The organism is Calditrichota bacterium (assembly GCA_013152715.1).
Taxonomy (GTDB): domain Bacteria; phylum Zhuqueibacterota; class Zhuqueibacteria; order Thermofontimicrobiales; family Thermofontimicrobiaceae; genus 4484-87.
The window spans coordinates 1-21,731 of sequence record JAADFU010000046.1; the positions used below are offsets into that span (position 1 = coordinate 1).

A 21,731-nucleotide genomic window follows, 5' to 3' on the forward strand; every position below is an offset into this window, starting at 1 on the left:
AAAAATATTATTTAGTGTTTTCAAATGGTCTATTCAACATATTGAAAATGAATCGCCGACAACTACCGTCGCAACATCGAAGTCATATTTCCCATACGGCATGGTTCCAACAACTGATAGCTTGTTTCCCGATGCAGCGCTTTTGATTTTTCCGTTGAGATAGTATGTTTCGCCGGGGCTGACAATTTGCGGAAAGGGACTGTCTAAAATTAATTTTTCGGAAAAAGTACCAAATCCCTGAACGAAAAGAAGCACAGGCAGCAGAGAAAGAAAAAGAATGAGAGACAAATTCGGTTTGTTCATTTTCCGGCTCCTTGGTTTAGAAGTTAGTACTTTTTACAATTATTTCCTATTCTTGTGCCTTAAAAAAATCATTGACCCACATCTTGCGTTATTGTGAATAAGTTGTGGATAAGTGAATAGTTCAAAAAAAAGTTGAAAATCAGACGTCAAAAAGCCTGATTCGGGCAATCTTGAGAATGTCAAGATATGGAATATTACAGCGATGTTACAACTATATTTTGTATTGCAAAATTACAAATTTGTAAGTTAAATAAAAATAACATGTTGTGAAATTTGTTACAGAATTGAAAAATTTATGGTAAAAATAACTAATTGCTTAATTTGAAACCAATTAGGCAGCAAATATTCTTTTGAACTTAGGCAGCATTACAAGACGGTTTCCTTTGCTGTCGTTGCTGTGGATAACTTTGTATCTTCAGCTTTTAAGATCATTGAACTACGAGATTAGGCGCAAGCATCACGCTCACAGACAACGACCAAAAACATCCTTTGTTATCCAAGGATTTCAATTTTGTTGCGGTGCAATTTTGCCACCAATCTGCAAAATTAAAATTCCTAAGGCAGACAAAAAAGAACAAATAAATATTGACTTTAAGCGAAAAAATTCTTAAATAGTATAGCAAAATTTTCGTTCAATGTCAATAATAAAATGGTTGTTCGTCTTATGGATTGGTTTTGGCTTGCGGTGCTTCTTGTTGGATTGGGAGCAGTCATCGGATTTTCAGAGATTGTCAGAAAAAAAATTCAGTGGTCGGTGAAAACGACGCGTAAGTTAGTTCACATGCTAACGGGAATTTTTATTGCGCTCGCGTCTTTTTTGATGCGTAACCCGCTTCCGCTACTATTGATTTCCGGCGCGTTCGTTGTTGTGAATCTGATCGCCATCCGCAGGGGATGGATGCCGGGAATGCATGCGACTGATCGGACAACGTACGGAACTGTTTTTTATCCGCTGTCGTTTTTTATTTTAACGTTACTTTTGTGGGATGGTCATAAGTCCATTTTGGTGCTCTCTGTACTGACAATGGCGATCGCCGATGCTTTTGCTGCGATTGTCGGCGAACAGGTGCGTGTCCCGAAAATTTACCAAATTGCCGGCGAGCAAAAATCTTTTCAGGGCTCATCCGCCATGTTCGCCATGACTTTTTTGATCGTTCTTTTAGGATTGCGTTTGCTTACAGCGGCATTAGACAATTTTGCGTTGAATTGGCTGCACGCAGCGTGGTACGCGCTGGTCGTTGCTCTCGTGGCGACGGCGTGCGAAGCATTGTCCTCCAAAGGCTCGGACAATTTGAGCGTACCGCTTGGGACGGCATTTTTTATGTTTTATCTGGTCAGTCATTCCAATCAGGAAAATCTTGCCCTCACATTTGGCGTGGCTCTGGCATTGTTGATTGCTGTCGTTTCTTTTTATTTGAAGTTTCTCAATGGCAGCGGCGCTGTCTCCACTTTTCTGTTGGGCGCCGTAGTTTTTGGCGTTGGCAGGTGGGAATTCAGTCTGCCGCTATTGCTGTTTTTTGTGCTCTCCAGCATTTTGTCGAAAGTGGGAAAGCAATGGAAAGCGAGATTTGCCGATACTTTTCAAAAAGGCGGTCGTCGAGACATCGGACAGGTTTTTGCCAACGGGGGACTGGCCGGGCTGCTGGTTATTTTGTGGAATTTTTTCCCAAATGACGGATTTTATCTGGCTTTTGTCGGCTCCATCGCCGCCGTGACGGCGGATACCTGGGGCACGGAAATCGGTGTTTTTTCGAGGATTATGCCGCGTCTCGTGACTAATTTCAGGCGGGTCCCGCCCGGAACATCCGGAGGAGTGACGTTGCTCGGTTTTCTGGGCGGACTCGCTGGCAGCGTGGTGATCGTTTACGTGAGCAAGCTGGCGACAGCTCGCTATGATGGTTATTCTTTTGCGCTGCCAATGCTTGTTGCTTTTGCCGGTCTTTTTGGCAGCGTGGTGGACAGCGTCGTTGGCGCGACAGTACAAGCGCAATTCAAATGTCCCCAATGCGGGAAGATCACTGAAAAACACGTCCATTGTACAAATCACGCGACAGTTTTGCATTCCGGCGTCGCGGTAATTGACAACGACGCGGTGAATGGAATTTGTGCTTTCAGCGGGGCGGTTTTTGCGTATGTTGTTTATTTGGCGATGGCTTAGAGTTTTGAGTTCGTAGTGCGAGTTTCGCGTTGTGTGATTGAGAGATATTGTGAAACGAATGGGATCAAATTTTTATATGAACGCTAAACCCTGAACTTGGCCTCAGTTTATTTTGTCTTTGTAAATTAAAAAATGATTGCAATTGCAACTTGTTATTAAATGACAAACAATGAAACAGAAGGAGAAACAAAATGACGACGATTGTTGATGTATTCGGACGAGAAGTGCTTGATTCACGCGGAAATCCTACTGTCGAGGTAGAAGTATTGCTGGAAGGCGGAGCTGGCGGCAGAGCGATTGTGCCCTCGGGCGCATCGACCGGGGAACACGAAGCTGTGGAATTGCGCGATGGCGATAAAAGCCGTTACAATGGCAAAGGCGTCACCAAAGCCGTGGAAAATGTCAATGAAATCATCGCTGAAGAAATCATCGGCGAGGACGCGACAGAGCAGATTATTGTTGATAGACTTCTTTGTGAATTGGATGGCACGAAAAATAAAGAAAAATTAGGCGCTAACGCAATTTTGGGCGTTTCCATTGCCGTTGCCAAAGCGGCGGCGAACGCCCTGGAATTGCCGCTTTTTCAGTACATTGGCGGCGTTCACGCGCACACATTGCCGGTTCCCCAGATGAATATTCTGAACGGTGGCGCCCACGCGGATAATAATGTGGATTTGCAGGAATTTATGATCATGCCGGCCGGCGCACCGAATTTCGCCGAAGCATTGCGTATGGGTTCAGAAACTTTTCACGCCTTGAAATCCGTGCTCAAGGGCAGAGGTTACAACACGGCAGTCGGTGACGAGGGTGGATTTGCTCCGAATTTGAAATCCAACGAAGAAGCAGTGGAAGTTATTCTCGAAGCCATCGAAAAAGCGGGTTACAAACCGGGGCAGGATATTTACCTGGCGTTGGATCCGGCGTCGAGCGAGTTTTTTGACACGGAGAAAAATTTATACGTTCTCAAATCTGAAGGCAAGCAGCTCACTCCGGAGCAGATGGTTGATTATTACGCAAAATTAGTAGAAAAATATCCCATTGCTTCCATCGAAGACGGCATGGCAGAAGACGATTGGGATGGCTGGAAAATTATGACCGACCGCCTGGGCAGCAAAATTCAGATTGTTGGCGATGATTTGTTCGTCACCAACACCGAGCGAATAGCGAAAGGTATTGAGATGGGCGTGTGCAATTCGGTTTTGATAAAATTGAACCAGATCGGCACGTTGACGGAGACATTTGACGCCATCGAGATGTCTCATAAGGCGGGCTACACAACGGTAATTTCTCACCGTTCCGGCGAAACCGAAGATACGACCATCGCCGATGTGGCTGTCGCGGCAAATACCGGTCAGCTCAAAAGCGGTTCCGCGTCGCGCACCGATCGCATCTCCAAGTACAATCAGTTGCTGCGCATCGAGGAATTGTTGGGCGAAGCCGCTGTTTTTGCTGGTGCCAGCGTGTTGAAAAAGTAAAATTTTCCATTCATTTTTGAATGCAAATTTCGTTTCTCAGTTGACCGAATTGAATTAATTCAATGGCGAAAAAGTCAAAAAGAAAAAAAACAACCAGGGGCGCGGGCTCAAATCGTCGCCCCTGGTATTATTTGATTGCAATAGGCATTTTGATAATTGTCGTTGTCTTTCTGCGCGGCAATTACGGCTTTGTCCGCTACATGCAATTGCGAAAGCAAAAGCAAAATCTGGTGGAGGAAATCAAGCGGCTGACTGCCAAGCGGGATCACCTTAAGGAAGAAATCCAACTTTTGAGCTCTGATTATCAATACATAAAAAAGATTTTGCGCGAAAAATACCGCATGGGGGAAAAGGGAGAAAAAATCTTTTTTGTGGCGCCGGCTGACAAAGGAGCGGGAAAAAAGAAAACCCTTGGGAGAGAGTAGCTTGTTGGTGGTTTGCCAGAAACTAATTGCTCCGTTGAGCGTAACAATAATGATTTAGCGACATTGGCAGTGTTGGTTAACGTTTTGATTCTATTATTTTAATAGGCAAAAGAAAGCCATGTGGAAAAAAACAAAAACGTACTTTTTGACAGGATTGCTGGCGCTCACGCCCATTGTGCTGACAATTTTTATTATCTGGAAATTGTTTTTCGCCATCGATGGGTTATTGAAGGGATTTCTCAATAAACACCTGTTAAAATGGCTGGGATTTGAAGCCGGCCAGCATAATCTGACCGGGTTGGGTTTCATCACGATCATTTTATTTGTTCTGCTTGTTGGATTTTTTGCCAGAAATTATGTCGGGAAAAAAATACTCAGCCTCAGCGATGCGCTCGTCACCAGAATACCCATCATCAATCGAATTTACAGTGCGATCCAGCAAATTAGCCAGGCATTCTTATCCGAAAAAACCGAAGTTTTCAAGAAAGCGGTTCTAATCGAATATCCACGTCGCGGGATCTATTCCATCGGATTTTTCACACAGGACACAAGAGGAGAAGTGCAGGAAAAATTGGACACCGACGTCGTCAGCGTTTTTTTGCCAACAACGCCAAATCCGACTTCCGGCTTTTTGCTTTTTGTGCCCAAAGTCGATACCGTCGAGTTGGCGATGCCGGTGGAAGAAGCGTTAAAATTGGTCATTTCCGGCGGAGCAATCGTTCCCAATCCAAACCATTACGTCAAAGCGCCGCTCAGGTTGACGGACCTCTTCGCTGACAAAATTGAAATAACTCCAGAAAACAACGCTGAAAAAGACATCGAAAGTCGTGAAAGCGATTGAGATAAATGTTCAAACCGAAGTTTGAAATTTTTTTTATCATTTTTTTGTTGATCAGCCGACTGGGAAGCGGACGGTCACAGGAAATTCAGTCGGGAGACAGGATCAATTACCAAATCGGCTTCGGGCAAAATTTGAATTCCTATCGCTGGCAGACAGCGATTCGGCTGCAACAGCCTGTTTTGACCGGAGGATTTTTGACGGTCGGAGAAAATTTCAAGTCATCGCTCATTCGCGTCAATCGCCTGGACGACAAATGGCGCGATGATCAGCAGCTAAAAATCGGTCTGAGATATCCGCTGCGGCCTTTTTGGGGGATCAAATTTTTGGCTCAATCGAATCGGCTCAACGACCGAATTTCAGGTCTGGTGAGTGATATTCGCACCAATTTTGCCGTGGTCGGCTTTTACGCAGAAATATTGTCACGAATCAGGTTGGATGCCGCCGCAGGCTACAAATATGATCGCCGGCTTTCCAAAACAGACCGCGGTTTGACCTATCAAGTGGAAATGTCCACTGATACGCTCAATTGGGGTGGTTATCGAAATAGTTTAACCGCGCTGACGAACGAAGATCGCTTTCCCGAGAGAAAAAATAGCAATTTAAATTTGACCTATCGTGTGAAAAAATATTTTCAACGCGAAACTTACGATTCTTTGACAGTCTTTTTTGTGCAACAACGTCGCGATAATTATGACCGATTTGTTCCTGTTGGATTGTTCTTGGAAAGCTTGAGCGAAAATATCAAGGGAGTTCAACATTTTTTATCATACGGAGTGGGCCGTCATTCTCGGGTGAACATTCGCACTGAGTTGAAGCTGCGCGCCAGTCGCGTCGACAAAAAGTTCAAACAACAGTTGGTTGACGAACGATCAAAAGATGAATTTCATTTGGGAAATGAGATTGGAATAATCATGAACTCCCATCTGACGGATTTCAACTTTACTTTTGGTTACGCGACTGACAACCAAAAAAGCCAGGCGCCTGATTCTGTTTTGGCGTCAAAATTTTCCAAATATTTTTATTACATTTCGCCGGATTTTCAGAGCTCGCGCGTTTCGCTTTCTCTGTTCAGCAGGTTCAAATTTTCTCGCCGGGATACGCTGACGCTGAAGGCAGCGATCAACAAATTTCAATACGATACGCCGGAAACGAACATGGATGATCGCGATGAACTGCGGCTAAATTTTCAAGTGGGACATGTGCACCATTTCAGCGATCAATTTAAAATATCGCTCAACGCCAGCGCGAATCTGTATCATCTCGTTTACATTTTCAGCGAGCGCAGCGCCAATAATAACTGGATGCGGATTTTTCGTATTTTTCCCAGAATTGTTTACCAACCAACGCCAAATTTTCGAGTTGTTCAAACTGCGGAAGTATTGGCAAATTACGTTGACTATGATTATGAAATTGCCAATTCGCTCACTGACGTCCGCAGCTATGTTTTTCGGCGTTTTATGATCGATCACAATATTGAGTGGAAATTTTTGCCGGCCATCAGCGCCAGCATAGATTATAAATTTGAAATAGAAGAAAATGGCAAGTTTAGCTGGGATCGCTGGACGGAAATCGTTTTGACCAATCGGCAAAATCATTGGATCCGTGCGAAATTAAGTTATCAGCCAAATGAACATTTGACCATCGCGCCGGGAATGATTTATTTCCGCAGAGATGTGAAAAATGGGGAAAGCTTTTTGATCAGGAGTTTTGTTGGCTCTGGGCGAGACGGCTTTTTGAGTTACGGGCCGGTTCTTTCGCTGCACTATCATCCGGATCAAAAGCTCATTTTTTTTCTGGAAGCGATGCGCCGTGCAATTGAAAAATATGCCGGCCAAAGGCAGTTCATCAATTTTTTGAATCTTGGACTGAACTGGCGTTATTAATCAAAAAGGGAGTCAGTTTTGGCAATTGAAGATTGCAACCATTATGAGATGACCATTCCCAGCGACGCGAATCGAATAAAAGACGTCGAAAAGATAACCGCGCGAATCGCGAAGCACATGAATTTCAGCGAGGATGACAAAGATAGTCTTGCCATAGCGGTGACGGAAATCGTGGGCAATGCCATTTCCCACGGCAATCGGAATGACTTGCAAAAACACGTGGTAATTACTTTTGATTATTGCAACGGCACTATCATCGTTCACATTCAAGACGAAGGCGAAGGTTTCGATGAAAACGAAATTGACAACCCTCTCGATCCGGAAAATCTGCTCAAAGAAAGCGGACGCGGCATTTTTATCGTCCGTGCCTTGATCGATGAAATTAGCATCAGTCGCGACAAGAAAGGCACTGTCGTTCGCCTGGTGAAAAAAGCAAGCCCCAAAAAATAACCTGTTTTGTCCAAAAAGTTGACGAACGCTCCATCAGGCTGTCGTGAGAAATTCTATTTTGCAACCCGATTTTCACTATAAGGGGAAATGATGAGTTCTCGTTTCAGCGCCGAAAGCTCTTCGATAGCTTCTTTTTTCTTGCGAATGCGATCGTACAGAACATTTTCATCGCGGCTGATGACCATCGGCGTCATCGTGTCGGCGATTTTGTTCGCTTGCAAAGAAATGGACTCATTCAGCGAACTGATTCGTTTTTTGAGCTTTTCGATTTTTTTCTCAATGACCTGTTTTTCTTCTTCATTTGAGATCATACCACTTTCTCCTAAGTTTTTTGGCATAGATATTCGTGTCGATTGCTCAAAATTAATAAAAAAAATTTGAGAAATTAATTTGAGAAAGCGGAGAGAACGATACGAGGCATTCTCTCACTGTCCCGCAAATTTACTTGTTGAACGCAGTTTCGGAATTTTTTTCACAATTCTGAAACAGAACGTTCTCTGTGAATCTTACCAAAATACGCTATTAAACCTGACCCGAAAAAAGTTTGACGTTATTTTAGCAGTTTGATCTGACAAACACTATATAATATAACAAAAAAAAATTCAATGTCAATATTTTTTTTCAAGTTAAGCAAAAAAAATATCTAATCACCTGTTTTTCAACAATAAAAGCTCTGTAGCGTATGTTTAAAATTTCCAAATATTTAACCCGATATAACAGGTCAAAAAAGTAATAAGGAACAAAAAAAATATAAAAATTAAAAAAACAATACGAAAGGGTGAAATTAAAAATAAGCAATAAAATAAGAAAATGATTGTTAAAAATATGAAATAAATGATCTAAAAATCAAGTGAATGGATTCGTTAGCCGATGAAAAGTTGCGCCGGGCGACGACTCAAATTATGGGAGCGAATTTTATTGAAAAGTGATGGTGAGCATGAATTCAGCATTGTTTATGAACTATAACGGTATTTTCGCCAAAAGTAATTAATCGAGAAAACGAGCATCGAAAAAGCCAATCCCGGATAAATGGGTTCAATGTTTAAAAAATAGCGGCCGTGGTTTAGGTAACGACTTGCGAGCCACGCCGACGAGATTGCGCCGCCGCCGATGATGGAAATGAGAGCAAAGTATTTTCGGAGCTTCAAGCGCGGGAAAAAACTGACGGCCATGGGAATTACTAATGCGGGAGCGCCGACGGAGCCCAGGTCTTTCCAGATGCGGATTACTGACTGTGCAAAATAAGCGATGGCGATTGCCAGCAGGCCGCTGAGAATAAGTCCGTAGCGCGTGTAAAGTTTGATTTTTGCATCGCTTTTTTCAGGAAGCAATTGCCACAAAAAATCTCTCCCGAAAGTCATCGCTGCTAAAAAAGAATAACTATCGATGGTGGACATGATCGTCGCCAGCAAGCCTGCTAAAAACAGCCCAAAGATGACCGGGGGAAGCAAATGGGCGCCTAACACCAGGTACGAAGTTACCGGATCTTTCAAATGAGGAAAAGCGGCGCGCGCGTAGAGTCCGGAAAAAGTGGTCAGGAAATCGAAGAAAACCCAGAATAATACGGAGAAAAAGATTCCGCGCTGCGCCACTTTTTCGTTCTCAGCGGCAAAACAGCGCTGGTAAAAACTGGGCTCGATGAGCGTGCCCAGCGCGATAAAAAACCAGACAATGACGGATTGCGCGCCCAGACCACCGTGCCAGACGAGATGAGTCGGCGGCAGGTTTGCTTTGAGAAAAGAAAATCCGCCGTAATGGAAAAAAGCAGCCGGCAGCAAGATGAGAAAAGCGAGAAACATGAGACTGAATTGGACGATGTCGGTGCGCACCACAGAGCGGAAACCGCCGATGATAACGTACGCCGTGGAAATCGTCGTGCCTAAAATAAGTCCCACTAACAAAGAGAAACCAAACAAAAATTTGAAGAGCACTGCCAGCATCAAAATGTAGGCCGCCGGCACGGTCATGACGAAAACAAAAAAAGCGCCGATCAGAGAAACGGTTTTGCCGTAGGCTTTTTCTAACTGATCCGGAATGGTGAATAGCTGCCTGGAACGCGCTTTTTTGGCAATAAAAATGCCGAAAATCAGCGCAGCGACGTAATAGGGAACCCCGAAAACGAGCCAGTTGGAAATGCCGTATTTGTACGAGTACTCCCCGACACCTAAAATCCCGCCGTACCATGTGGAAACGAGCGTAGCGACAAAAGAGGGAAGAGTAAGTCGTCGTCCGGCGAGCAGAAAGGACGTGGCGTCGCTCTTTTTTTCTTTCCGCCAGAGTTGAAATCCAACGTAAAGAACAAAAGCCAGATAGATCAGGACAATCAGTGCGTCAGGAATACGCAATTTGAACATGGGCGCTGTCTGTCTTCGGGGTTAGAGTTTCCCCCGTCTGGTGAGTGACGGGGAGCTTGTTTTTATAGTTCCGTCTCAATTCCGACAAAGAAATTCCGTTCGGCGCCAGGCCAGAGGTAATTTTCACCGTACCAACTATCGTAGTAACCGGCGGTTTCATATTTTTTGTCGAGCGCGTTGTTCAGCCAGAAGTTGAATTTCAATCCGCTCAGTCCCAGAAAATTTTGTAAGCGATAAGAGAAATAAAGATTCAACAGTGAATAGGCAGAAATGGAGCGTTCGTCAAGTTCGTTGTTGTCCAGATACTGTTTGCCGATAAGTTGAAAGAAAATATGGCTGGCAAATCCGCCGTTATTGTAAGACAGCCTCAGGTTAGCCATTGTTCCCGGAAAGCCGGCGATGGTTTTGCCGTTGAAATCGATTTTTTTTGTTCCCACAAAATTCCAATCAGCATCGTATTCGGCTTCGTATTGAGTAAATTTTTTAAAATAATTTTGACTCAATGCGGCAGCTCCTGATAACGTAAATCCTTTGCCTAATTTCAAAGCGAAATTTCCTTCGACTCCCCGATGCGTTGTGTGGTCGGCATTGCCTTTGATGGGGAAACCGTCTTTGTCAACCTGACTGTAGGGAACAATTTCGTTGCGGAAATCCATCCAGTAGGCGTTCAGTTTAAATTTGACTTCACTGCCTGAGTAGCCGGCGCCGAGCTCGAAATCCAGCAGCGATTCCGGCTTGGTGAGCGGTTCGCTCCATTGCAGATGATCCACTTTGCCGTTTGCTTTTTTGACGGTATCTGCCTTTGAAAAAAGTGGCGCGACGCCGATGTCATCCGGCCCTTGCCAGATGTCAAAAAGGTCGTCGTCCGACGGCTCGCGGTGCGCGGTGGAGATGTTGGCAAAAACATTGATTTTTTCGGTCATGTTGTAATTGACGCCGACGCGCGGATTGAAAAATGAATATTTCACTTCGTAGAAATGGCGATCGGCGCCGCGGAAATGCCCGACTTCTTTTTGCTCAAACTGATATTTTTGCAACTGCCAGTTCAGGTCAGCCATGAGCGTGGTCTTTTTATTGAGCCGGTAGAGTTCGTGCACAAAAAAAGTGATCATTTTTTTGTCACCACCGTATTGGTAATAATTGTCTTCCGGATTTGTCCCGGGTGGCAGTTGTGCCGCCCAGACAATTTTTCCCCAGTGGTTGCTGTCAAATAGATAACCGTCAATGCCAGCGCTGAAAGAGCCATTTTTGTGTTCCCAATCCAATTTGGAGATGACGCCTCGGTGATTTTTTTCGACCCATTTCTGGCGGACGAGGTTGGTGCGCTTGACCAGCGTGGAATCTGGCAAATAAAATGGCTCTAAACCAAAATCATACAATTTTTTGTTTGATTTAAAATTTTCATAATATCCTTCACCGTGAATGTAATAAAGCGAATTGTTCCAGCTTAAATTGTCAGAAATTGACCACTGATGATGCAATTCGTAATGCGGTTGAGAGAAATTGTCCACGGCGTTTTTGTAAGTATACGGATTGTGACGGTGGTTTTTTTTGAGTTCACTTTCCGGCGAGGCTTCCCATGCCGCGTGAGTCAACTCAGACCCGCCGTAGATGTTGATGAAAGTGCTGGTATTCAGCGTGTACCTGGCAGCGCTGAGAAAATAGGACCACATGTCCACCGCGGAATTGTCGCGATAGCCGTCGGTGGTTACTTTGGAAAATCTCGCTGAAATTGCGTACTGGTTGTCAATGAGCCCGGAGTGCAAATTAAGCGAATACTTTTGTGTGTTGTAACTGCCAAAGCCGGTCGTTGCTAAAATTTGGCGCGGCATGTTCAGTTGCGTGGTCTGAATATTGACTGTACCGCCAAAAGATGAAGTCCCGTACAGCGAACTCCCGACGCCGCGCTGAATTTGGACATCGTGCACCGAAGCGAGCAGATCAGGCATGTCGACCCAGTACACCTGATGATCTTCCGGATCGTTCAGAGGAATGCCGTTGATCATCACAGACACGCGCTTTTGGTCGAAGCCGCGGATTTTCAAATAGGTGTAGCCAATGCCGTTTCCGGCGTCGGAATAGGCGTAAATTCCAGGCACCTCGGATAGCAACATGGGTACGTCTTGTGCCCAATATCGTTGCTGAATTTCAGTCCGCGGCACGTCGACAAATGCCACCGGCGTTTTGCGCGCTACTGCTCTCGTGCCAGTAACGACGACTTCCTGCCCGGGAATAACGGTCGGTTTGAGGGCAAAATTCAACGGCAATGGTTGTCCGCTGATTTCAACAGATTTTTTAGCAATTTCGTAGCCGATGAAACTGACGCTGATGACATATTTGCCGTCCGGAATATCCAGGCGGAATTTTCCGTTCTGGTCAGTCATGGCGCCGGAACCCGTGCCTTCTACGACGACATTAGCGCCGGCGAGCGCATGTCCGCTGATTTTGTCTTTAACTGTGCCACTGATTTCTGTGACCTGAGAAAATAGATTGGCGGAAAATAAAAAAAGCAATGCGCCAGACAGGAAATAGCGTACGAGAAGTTTTTGGGTTGGTTTCATTTTCAGCCCTCCTTACAAATATTAGTGTGTTGAAGTTGTTATTTGTAAGGGAGGAACCGAATGGATTTTGGTGAGCATCACTGTTCGCTGGAGTTGGGATTTCAGCGGGAATACGCTGGAATTCCGAATCCCTCCGCTGGTATTACCCAGGTCAGGTTCCAAGGGTATGCTCTCAGACCATCCGGCCACCCCTTCGGAATTTTTTTATTTAACGGAGCACGCCCGTGGATTGTTCCCGATGACAACGAGTTGAAGAAGTGAATTCTGGGAAAAAGAACAGTGAGTTTTGCCAGGAATAATGAAAAAAGCCTTGATTATTAGAAACTTTTTCGTTATTTTTAAATTGAGTTTATTGATTAAATTGTAAAGTGTCGTCCAAACTAAATGGCTAAAAATTTAGCTTTGGGATGAGAAAGTGTTTCTGAAAAATCCGACAACAAGGCAATTCGAATATAAACCGCGTTTCTATCATCCTGAAGAAGAATCAGAGGACAAACCGCGGATTCAATTTCGGCGTTTACGACCGCGAAAAAAAACGCCGAAACGATCGCCAATTGCTTTGGTCATTCTGATCTTGATTTTAATTTTCTTGATCCGCTATCTGAACGATCTCAAGGAATCGGAAAAACACAATCAACCGATGCAAGATATCAAAATAGAAATTATCGATTGACAATCGAACCGGCGGAATTTATTTCAATGAACGAGTTGGTTCTTTCACACACCAGAGCCAGCTTTTACGGGGAGGATGTGTTCCTTATGGGAATTTGGGGAAAAGATGGATTGTTAAACGCGCTCAAAATATCTTCTACGTGGTTGGGTGAGAGAGTCGCTATTTTTCCCAGACTGATTGGCTCCTTTTTTCAAATGCTGCAGGAAAAATTTTTCGCACTGTACGCCTATTTGAAAAATCAGTTCGTTTCGTTTCCATTGCGCAGAAAATTGAGCATCATTATTGGCGGCGTGGTTTTCACCGTCATTGTCGTGCTTAGCCTAATCTTTCAGCAAACCGAAAAACGACTGCTGAAATCTAAGCTCGAGGAAATCTGCAATTTGACTGTCCAATATCTTTCTTCTTATGACATCAAAGATAATCTGTTGATGAATAATTACGATGAAATCAAGATTTCCGTGTTGTACATCAAACAAAAAAATATCACGGGATTGGATTACGCTTGGGTGATGAATAGAGACGGCGATTGCGTCGCTCATACAAATATTAAATTTACAGAAAGCGACCGCACATATTTCAGCGACAAGCAAAAGCAGTTTTTGCTGTCCATCAAAGACATTACGCAAAGAGAGACAGAGACGCATTATGAGTATTATTATCCCATTTTTGCCATGAGCAAAGACGCCAGCGGCCAGAAAAAAGACGTATTTTTGGGAGTCGCCGGCATTGGTTTTTCCAAAGATGTGGCATTGGCGCCGATCAAAGAGGCGAAAAAAATAATTTACACTATTGCTTTCCTCGTCACGCTGGGTTCAATTTTGGGAATCTATTTCCTCTCCGACCGAATGGTGAAGCAGATTTTGGAATTATCCGAGGGGGCGCGGCAAATTGGCAGGGGAAACCTGAACGTCAAAATTTCCGTTAAATCAAATGACGAATTAGGGCAACTGGCGCGCGAATTTAATAACATGGTAATGCATCTTAAAGAAAAATTGCACATGCAAAAATTTGTGTCGCCGATTACGCGCAAAATGATCAAACGCTATCTTTTTGCCAACGATGAGTCCGTCACCAGTCAGAATCGAGAAGTGGCGCTGCTGTTTTCCGATGTGCGGGATTTTTCCGGTTTCGCCCAGCACCATCCGCCGGAGATCGTCGTTGAAGTCGTCAATGTCTATCTCGATTTGCAGGCGCGAATTATCGAACGCTACGACGGCGCCGTGGACAAATTTATGGGCGATCAGGTGATGGCAGTTTTCGAGGGTGTGCATCGCTACGAAAATTTAATCGAAGCGGCAGTGACGATTCAAAAAGCAATTGGAGAGCTTAACGAAACTCGAAACAGTGAAAATATGCAAATTCTCACTGTCGGCATAGGAATTAATGTCGGACATGCCGTTATCGGCAATATCGGCTCCAAAGACCGAATGGATTACACGGTGGTGGGCGACGCGGTGAATTTAGCATCGCGTTTCTGCGACGTTGCGAAATCCGGGCAAATTATCACTTCTTTTCAATTATTTCAAAAAATCAAGCCGCTGTACCCTGCTAAAAACTTAGGGTCGATTCCGATCAAAGGCAGGGATGAGCCTGTTGAAATATGCGAAATCCACTATTGACAAATTGCTTCATCCTTATTAGAAATCAGAATTTTCTGGCATGGAGATGTGGCTGGCTTTTTGCGTTCAATAGTTATTATGCGGGATGCTATTTTGGCGCTGTTGAGAGACATGAATAACCTGAAACGGACAATGCCTCGTTTGCACTCATGAATTAGGGTTGGCTCACAAGAAAAAATTTTATTGACTCGATTGCATTGAGAGAGATTCTTCAAGGATATGAAACGCATTTTCACGATACAACTACTGTTATGCTGGGCGCTTTTCCAATCTCAACTATTTTCGCAGACAAATTTTTCCGAATTTGTCCCCGGCGCGGCGTCAAAAGCTCTCGGCGGATCCGCCATCGCTTTTCCCGGAGATGCGTCGGTGGTGATGTGGAATCCTGCGGCTCTGACGATGATGCTGAGCGATCAGGTTCTTTTGAACGTTAACGATCGTTCGCAAATCGATTTTTTGGGATTTACGCGCTTTTTCCCGCCAAAAATCGGAATTGGCGTGAATATTTTGCCACACTCGGTCTATTTCCCAAACGCCACAGTGGCGTCGCTGGGTATGGGTTACCGTTTGCATTCGGATTTTTCAGTGGGCGGTAATTTTAATATTTCCAAAAGCGACACCGGTTCGGTTGGCTCAAGTTTTAGTGTGGGAATATTTTATCGTCCATCTCCCCGGTTTCAGTTTCAAAAACAGCAGCAATCATGGTTCTGGCAATTCTTGCATTCGTCCCAAATAAAAGACCGTGTGAGTTTTGGCCTCGTATTTTACAATATTCCTCTTGCCGGCAAAGAAAAAAATCACGAATTGCGCCTGGGGGCAGCAGTCAGACCCTTTAGCTACAATTATTATTTTCATCTCGCGTGGCACATCAGAAATGGCGGGTCAAATTTTTTCCTCGGTGCATCGACTCAATTGCTCAAAAATGTCGACTTGCTGGTTGGCATGAAAGATTTCAACGCCAAAGAAACGACTGTCGGGCTGAGCGTTCGCTTGTTCGGGACTCGTTTGGATTTTAGTTATAACGACAAAAACCGGATGATGAATGTGTCCCTGGGAGTGATTTTTGGCGCGGATGAAAAAACGCAGGCGCAGCAATATCGGCTGCTGGGGACAAAATTAGTGAAAGAGAACGATCTGTTTGAAGGTCTGAAAGCCTATCAAAAAGCGTTGGTGTACGACCCAGTGGATGAAACAATCAATCTTGTTGTCTCGGTTTTGCAGGAAAAAGTGAATCGCCAGAAGAAAACCATTGATTCGCTTTTTGCCATCGGACAAAAATTTGAAGAAAAGGGCTGGTACGCGACCGCATTTCAAGCCTACCGGCAGGCGCTGAACATCAATCCCCGACACAAAAAGACGCTGCACCACTTAAAATCATTGGCGCCCAGATTATCCAATTACCTGGAAGATATTTTTTCCAAAGGCGTTTCTTTGTATGAAAAGAATAACATCAATCAAGCCGAAACGATGTTCTCCAAAATATTAGCAGTCAACGCCAACCATGCCGGCGCGGCGAAATACATGGCAAAGATTGACAGCATTAAAACTTACACTTTCAGCGAGTATTATTATCGCGGATTAGGCTATTACAATCAAAAACGCTACAAACGGGCAATAGAAGAGTTTACCAGGGCTTTGGCGCTGAACCCCGCCGACAAAGAGGCGCAACGATACAAAAAATCGGCGCAGGACCGCTTGCAGGAGAACAAACAACGCATTAGCAAATTGCTTCGGGATGCAAAAAAATTTGAGCGACAAAATTTATTTGTCAAAGCCAATAATCGTTATCGCCGAATTTTGGAATTAGACGAGAATAATAGTTACGCTCGCGAAAAGGTGTCGTATCTTCACCGCTATATTTCCGCGGTAGTTGAGAGCAAATATCAGAAGGCGCGGCAGTTGTTCAATAAGGGGAACTGGCAGGGAGCGATTGACGCCTTCACGGAAATTCTGTCCATCGATCCGTCACATCGCGGCGCGAGAAATCATCTGCGACGCGCGCGTAACGAATTAAACTCTGCATTGGGTAAGCGCTATCAGCAGGCGAAACAATATTTTAATCAAAAAAATTACGAGAAAGCGCTCGAAGAATGCAATTACATTCTGTCAGTCGACGCGAATCATGCAGCGGCGCAAACCTTGCAGTCTCAGGCATACGCCAGCATTAGCCGACAAAATTTGCACGAAAAGGGTAAGCAGGCTTTTACCAAAGGTGATTTCTTGACAGCGCGAAAAATTTACCGGGAAATTTTAGCCAAAGAACCCAATGACAAAGTCGCTGCCGATTATCTGAAAAAATGTGAAACAAAATTGAAAGATCGCGTCGAGCAATTGTTCAACGAAGGCATGGTGAGCTATTCCGAAGGAGATTACCATTCCGCGATTCAGGTGTGGAACAAAATTTTAGCCATCGACCCCAATCACAAAAGCACGAAAGAGTACATCAAAAAAGCGACGGAGCGGCTGGATGCGTTGAATCGAATTAAAGAAAAAGATTAGAATAATTTTAAAAAGAAAAATAAGCAGCGTTTCGACTGATAATGCTGCTTATTTTGTACTTTTACTTCAAAACCATCGCTGCAATTTCAATGTGCGAAGCTGACTCTAACCCGTCAATCCAAATTCTGACAGATCGCGTATCCCAGGCCGGCGCGCTGTGAATAATAACAGCCGGGTTTTTTAAATCGATGCTGTATGTGAACCAGCCCTTTTGTTCATTTGTCGGCAACGTTCTGATTATCAAGGCAGTATCGGCGCGTGATTTATCGAGATTTAAAATATATTCGCTGTAGTTGTTGAGTGTATCTAATCTATCATTTCCGTTGAGGTCTTCAGTATCTAATTGCAGATTTCCTTCTGTGCGGCATGTTTTTGGGATATCATCACAGCCAGTATTTTCCTGCATTTCCCAGTCGTCGTTGCTATACGGCTCAAAATCATCTTTTATGCCATTTGCATTAATATCCCAGAAATCATTGCTTCCTGCCATACCATCCAGTCCGATGTCTTCTCCATTGTCGAGAACACCGTTGCGTATGCCATAAATTGGCAAATCTTCCGAATTTAATTTTCCGTCAGGAATAACATCTTCGGAAATTTCGCCGAAATCAAAATGAAGCCGACCTTTATCTCCTTTGACAGTTATTTCAAGCCTGTCAGAGGAAACGATTTTATCCCTGGTTTCTTCATCGAGATAGAACATAATGCCATTCCAAGAGTCTGCCGCGTCAGAAATATTTTGTTCGGGATCAAAATAAAGATGCAGGACCTGGACACGGTGAATAGTCTCGGGAGTTACTTCAATCGTAGGCCAGATATCGTTAATCAAAACCTGGCAATACGGATTGTACCACAGTAGTTCTCCCCGCGATTGTAAGTTTTTGTTTGAAGAAGCTGGGATGGAACAATCGTGCCAGTTGGCGAGCATGAGGGAAATGTCGGATTGTGGAAGCAATTTGAAACTGTCGGGAATTGTAGGGGACTTTTCAGAGCAATGAACAAAAAGAAGCGAAAGAGAAAGAAGAAGGAATGCAGAAATCTTAATATGTTTCATGACGGTTTACTCCTCTGAATTTTGTTTAATTTGATATTTATTGAGGAAAAACCATAGCAATTTAGTAGTAATATCCTTTCGGCTAAATTTGCTGAACATTTTATTTTTATACTAAAGAGAGTATATCAAGGTTCCTCTATTTTTCTGAAATTTATCCCTAAACCCGCTCTCCTTCGAGCCATTTCAAGACTAAAGCATCGTCGCTGTTAGTTCTCCGAAAACGCGATAATTTGAAGATTTGAGAATGGCGGATTCTAATGCTAATTTTTTTATCACTTTCAGCGGTTCCATGTAAGATGAGTGAATAAACCATACTTGTTCGCCCGTATTGACGATGAAACCTGTGTAGTAATCCAACCCAACGACATAAATTCCCTGCCCCATTTACGGACTTCAAGAACAAAATTGTCAATCGGCTTTTTTCTAAATCGAAGGAAATTGAGAAACTATAAACAAGCCAGCCGAACTCTCGACTGGCTTCTTCTGATTCATCAAAATATTATCAGCACCCAAATCTTCCCAGATATTGGTGGAAATCAATCTCATCGGCATGGAGACCGAATTCGTAAACGTAGTGGCTCGCCAGATAGGACGAGACAATGGCGCGCAGGTAATTTTTAGGCACGCGCTGGATGATTTTTTCTACGCCGATTTTTTTCACTAACGTCGGCGGACAGTGGAATTCGACCACTGCGTGCAGCAGCGCTGAATTTTTCCACAGTTCCGAACGATGGATGGAATCGGTGACATTATTTATTTTGTTGCTCAATTCATCCGAGAGAATGGAGAGCGGCTTTTTCGTTTTCTGGTGTTCGCGCCACAGCGCATCAAATTCCAGCCGCGCATTTTTGCGAATGATATTCAGCACATCTGCCACGTAGGCTTTGCGAAATTCCGGTATTTTCCCGTCTTTCACGCAGAGCAATTTCTCATATTCATCGTCTGTGAGTGCCAGAGCGCCCAAAACTTCCAGCGACGAAGAAGTGACGCCGCCTTTATTGGCGGAAGCGTCCTTGATGATGATGACGCCTTTTTCCTCCAGAGCCAGTCGCGCCGGCTGTGTGATGAATAAATTGGCGCCTTCGACAATAAACTTGAATGCCGGACGTCCTTCTTCGTCGAGCAGTTGTTTCCAATTCTGGATGTTAATTGATTTGGGGCGGCCGCCGCAAGGCACGAAAAGATCGGCTTTGAAGCGCGGATTCAGATGAAATGTATTGCGAAAATCAAGCCCGCTTTTGACCACGGTGCCGTCGGGCAATTTTTTGTCAACGTCATTGATGTGGACGAAAAAACCCGCTGATGACAATTTTGATTGATCGAAATTGTCCGCCATGACGCGCTTCTTTGCCAGTTTGATCAATTCTTTTCGATCCAATCCATTGGGATCAAATAGCACGCCGCTGCCGTCGATGATGCACAGCGTTTTATCCTTTGAAATCAAAATTTCATTGCTGCCCAGGTCGCCGTCAGGGCCGCCGGTTTGTACTTTGGTGATATTTTCCTCTTTGAGCCCCATTTTTTTCAGCATGCGCAGCACGTATTCATGCACCGAATTAGTTGTCATTCCGTAAACATCGTGCGGAATGCCGCCTTCGGAAAGCGGTTTGCCGGTGGAGAATGCTTTCCAGAACGGATAATTTCGACGCCGCGCGCGCTGCGACGCCCAACTCATAACGTCGGCAGTGCCTTCGTCCGGACCCAGAAAGAGAATTTCTTCTTTGCTGTAGTAATTTTTGATCTCTTCATTGGGCAAAATCAAATCCAGCAAACCATCCACGTATTTCTGAAATGCGGCTTCGCCGTTGTTTTGGTAAGCCAGATTCAGCAAGATCGTCCCTTTGGAGCCGCCTTCGGGAATGTCTTTATTTTTGCGCTGTTGCGTGGAGGCCAAATTGTAATTTTCATCAAAGATAAAATCGGAATTTTGGTCGTAATTTTCCGCGTCGCGCGAACGAACGATGCGAACGCCGCCGCGGGCAATGTCGCGGAAGCGAACGTGAAAGCCGCGGAATTCTTTTCCCAAAATCATGAAAATGCCAAACGGTTTGTCCGGGTACCCGATGGTGTCCAGAAACAGCGTCGGATCGAGCCGAAAAGAGAGCGATGTTTTTGAGCGTTTGTAAAAATTTGTTTTCAGCGCCGCTTGGTTGAACAGATTGAAAAATTTCAGAATATCCCGATCGATTTCATGAGCCGCAGTTTCTGAAAAAGATTCAATTTTCTCCGGTGCAAAAGTTTCCTGCGGATGAAATTTATTGTGAAAATTGCGATAGAGTTTTTTTATTTCTTCGGGATAATCAAAAATCGTTTGCAAAATCCGCGCTTCCGTAAAAGCGTCTTTCACCAGCCGCGTCCGCAGCGTATTCAAAATGTCCATCAATTCCGGCCGATCGACAACTGCATTTCTCAGCGCCGTATACTCGATGTTGAAACTGGTGAGGAATTGATGGGTAAATTTCCAGGCGCTGGCGGCGTAAAATGCTTCGTGAACCGAGAGCAGGTTTTGCCGGATCAGCGGCGAGAGTTCATTTTCCGGATTGATGTAAATCAGACTGAAGTCGTTGGCCATATTTTCGATGTGCGGGCGGGTGCTTTCGGCGTCGAGATAGATGGAAATGATCAGCCGGCCGTTGGAAAAAGGCTCGGCGTATTTGTGTTTGCTAACCAGTCCGTAATAATTGATGATGTCAGAAATTCCGGAAATGAAGCGGCGGCTTCCTTCCATGGGCACGGAAATCATAAATCGAATTTCGTCGCGCACGTTATCGGTGACGTTAATGTAGGGTTGCAGCCAATTGTAGGATTCTTTCAACACGCGCTGGTAGCGGTCTTTGGCTTCCCTGGTTGTTGATTCCAGAAATTGGCGCGCGGCGACCTTGTCAACGTCTATTTCGTCAAATGGCGCGTCCGGCACGGCGTAAACAGGCCGCTCTACAAAGTAGCTGCGAAAATGCGAATCCAGATCGATTCCCGGTGTGCGGTAACTTTGCAAGCGGTAATCGGGGAAAGCATTCTCCAGACGACGCTCAATTTCGATGGCTTTTTCGTGGTCGTCGTTCACCAGGTACATGGCGGAATCCTGCTGCTCGCTGACAAAATCGACGTCCAATTGATTGCTGCCGCGATTTTTTGCCACGATTTCCGCGGCCAAAATCGCCTCGATGTGGCTGGCAATGGATTCAATGGGGGTAGTGCGAAAATAGTGCGGGTGCATTCCCAACTTACAGCAAAAATGATAAATCCCGTTTCTCACTTTTTCTTCTTTGAAATTGCCTCGTTGCCGAATGAGCTTTTCAATTTCTTTGATATTTTCAACGCTCAAACCTGTCTTTGCGGACGATTCTGCATAGAAGTCCATTATTCAACTCTCCCTGAACTTTGATTTTTTATCAATATTAAAATTAAAAATTTTCATAATAAAATACTGCAAAAG

At 44.5% G+C, this 21,731-nt stretch carries 16 protein-coding genes and 1 riboswitch; of the genes, 9 read left to right on the plus strand and 7 right to left on the minus strand.

All coding sequences use genetic code 11. The features are described 5' to 3' along the window. Positions 1-33 precede the first annotated feature (33 nt). Entirely contained in the window at positions 34-303 is a 270-nt protein-coding gene (locus tag GXO74_04050; GenBank protein NOZ60832.1) for a hypothetical protein, read from the minus strand. Positions 304-967: 664 nt separating this feature from the next. Between GXO74_04050 and GXO74_04055 the strand changes: the two genes are divergently transcribed. From GXO74_04055 to GXO74_04080, 6 genes are all read left to right on the plus strand, one after another. Beyond that, a complete protein-coding gene (locus GXO74_04055; GenBank protein NOZ60833.1) occupies positions 968-2,461 on the plus strand; it encodes a DUF92 domain-containing protein in 1,494 nt (497 codons plus the stop codon). A gap of 191 nt (positions 2,462-2,652) precedes the next feature. Next, positions 2,653-3,936 carry a phosphopyruvate hydratase gene (gene eno, locus GXO74_04060; protein NOZ60834.1) on the plus strand — a complete coding sequence of 428 codons (1,284 nt, stop codon included), beginning with the start codon at positions 2,653-2,655 and terminating at the stop codon, positions 3,934-3,936. 62 nt (positions 3,937-3,998) lie between these two features. Further along, entirely contained in the window at positions 3,999-4,361 is a 363-nt protein-coding gene (locus GXO74_04065; protein ID NOZ60835.1) for a septum formation initiator family protein, read from the plus strand. Between the two features lie 118 nt (positions 4,362-4,479). Continuing rightward, the gene (locus GXO74_04070; protein ID NOZ60836.1) at positions 4,480-5,202 is read left to right on the plus strand and encodes a DUF502 domain-containing protein; all 723 of its coding nucleotides are present in this window, start codon (positions 4,480-4,482) and stop codon (positions 5,200-5,202) included. A gap of 5 nt (positions 5,203-5,207) precedes the next feature. After that, positions 5,208-7,085 carry a hypothetical protein gene (locus GXO74_04075; GenBank protein NOZ60837.1) on the plus strand — a complete coding sequence of 626 codons (1,878 nt, stop codon included), beginning with the start codon at positions 5,208-5,210 and terminating at the stop codon, positions 7,083-7,085. An 18-nt stretch (positions 7,086-7,103) separates the two neighbouring features. Continuing rightward, entirely contained in the window at positions 7,104-7,535 is a 432-nt protein-coding gene (locus tag GXO74_04080) for an ATP-binding protein (protein ID NOZ60838.1), read from the plus strand. A 53-nt stretch (positions 7,536-7,588) separates the two neighbouring features. Here GXO74_04080 and GXO74_04085 read toward each other — a convergent pair whose 3' ends face one another. From GXO74_04085 to GXO74_04095, 3 genes are all read right to left on the minus strand, one after another. Further along, positions 7,589-7,846: a hypothetical protein gene (locus GXO74_04085; protein NOZ60839.1), complete on the minus strand. Its 258-nt coding sequence runs from the start codon at positions 7,844-7,846 to the stop codon at positions 7,589-7,591. Between the two features lie 642 nt (positions 7,847-8,488). After that, complete coding sequence (locus GXO74_04090) at positions 8,489-9,889, minus strand: sodium:solute symporter family protein (protein NOZ60840.1); 1,401 nt, start codon at positions 9,887-9,889, stop codon at positions 8,489-8,491. Between the two features lie 62 nt (positions 9,890-9,951). Beyond that, complete coding sequence (locus GXO74_04095; protein NOZ60841.1) at positions 9,952-12,450, minus strand: TonB-dependent receptor; 2,499 nt, start codon at positions 12,448-12,450, stop codon at positions 9,952-9,954. A gap of 110 nt (positions 12,451-12,560) precedes the next feature. Beyond that, a riboswitch (TPP riboswitch) is annotated at positions 12,561-12,653 on the minus strand. A 212-nt stretch (positions 12,654-12,865) separates the two neighbouring features. Between GXO74_04095 and GXO74_04100 the strand changes: the two genes are divergently transcribed. The 3 genes from GXO74_04100 (at position 12,866) to GXO74_04110 (ending at position 17,241) form a co-directional block, all read left to right on the plus strand. Further along, positions 12,866-13,123: a hypothetical protein gene (locus tag GXO74_04100; protein NOZ60842.1), complete on the plus strand. Its 258-nt coding sequence runs from the start codon at positions 12,866-12,868 to the stop codon at positions 13,121-13,123. 26 nt (positions 13,124-13,149) lie between these two features. After that, on the plus strand, positions 13,150-14,742 hold the full coding sequence (locus GXO74_04105; GenBank protein ID NOZ60843.1) for a HAMP domain-containing protein: 1,593 nt from the start codon (positions 13,150-13,152) through the stop codon (positions 14,740-14,742). A 219-nt stretch (positions 14,743-14,961) separates the two neighbouring features. Next, positions 14,962-17,241, plus strand: a complete 2,280-nt coding sequence (locus GXO74_04110; GenBank protein ID NOZ60844.1) for a tetratricopeptide repeat protein — start codon at positions 14,962-14,964, stop codon at positions 17,239-17,241. A gap of 61 nt (positions 17,242-17,302) precedes the next feature. Here GXO74_04110 and GXO74_04115 read toward each other — a convergent pair whose 3' ends face one another. The 3 genes from GXO74_04115 to GXO74_04125 form a co-directional block, all read right to left on the minus strand. Then, positions 17,303-18,295, minus strand: coding sequence for a hypothetical protein (locus GXO74_04115; GenBank protein NOZ60845.1), 993 nt, complete (start codon positions 18,293-18,295; stop codon positions 17,303-17,305). Between the two features lie 189 nt (positions 18,296-18,484). After that, positions 18,485-18,679, minus strand: a complete 195-nt coding sequence (locus GXO74_04120; protein NOZ60846.1) for a hypothetical protein — start codon at positions 18,677-18,679, stop codon at positions 18,485-18,487. A 118-nt stretch (positions 18,680-18,797) separates the two neighbouring features. Continuing rightward, positions 18,798-21,656 carry a hypothetical protein gene (locus tag GXO74_04125; GenBank protein NOZ60847.1) on the minus strand — a complete coding sequence of 953 codons (2,859 nt, stop codon included), beginning with the start codon at positions 21,654-21,656 and terminating at the stop codon, positions 18,798-18,800. Between the last annotated feature and the right edge of the window lie 75 nt (positions 21,657-21,731).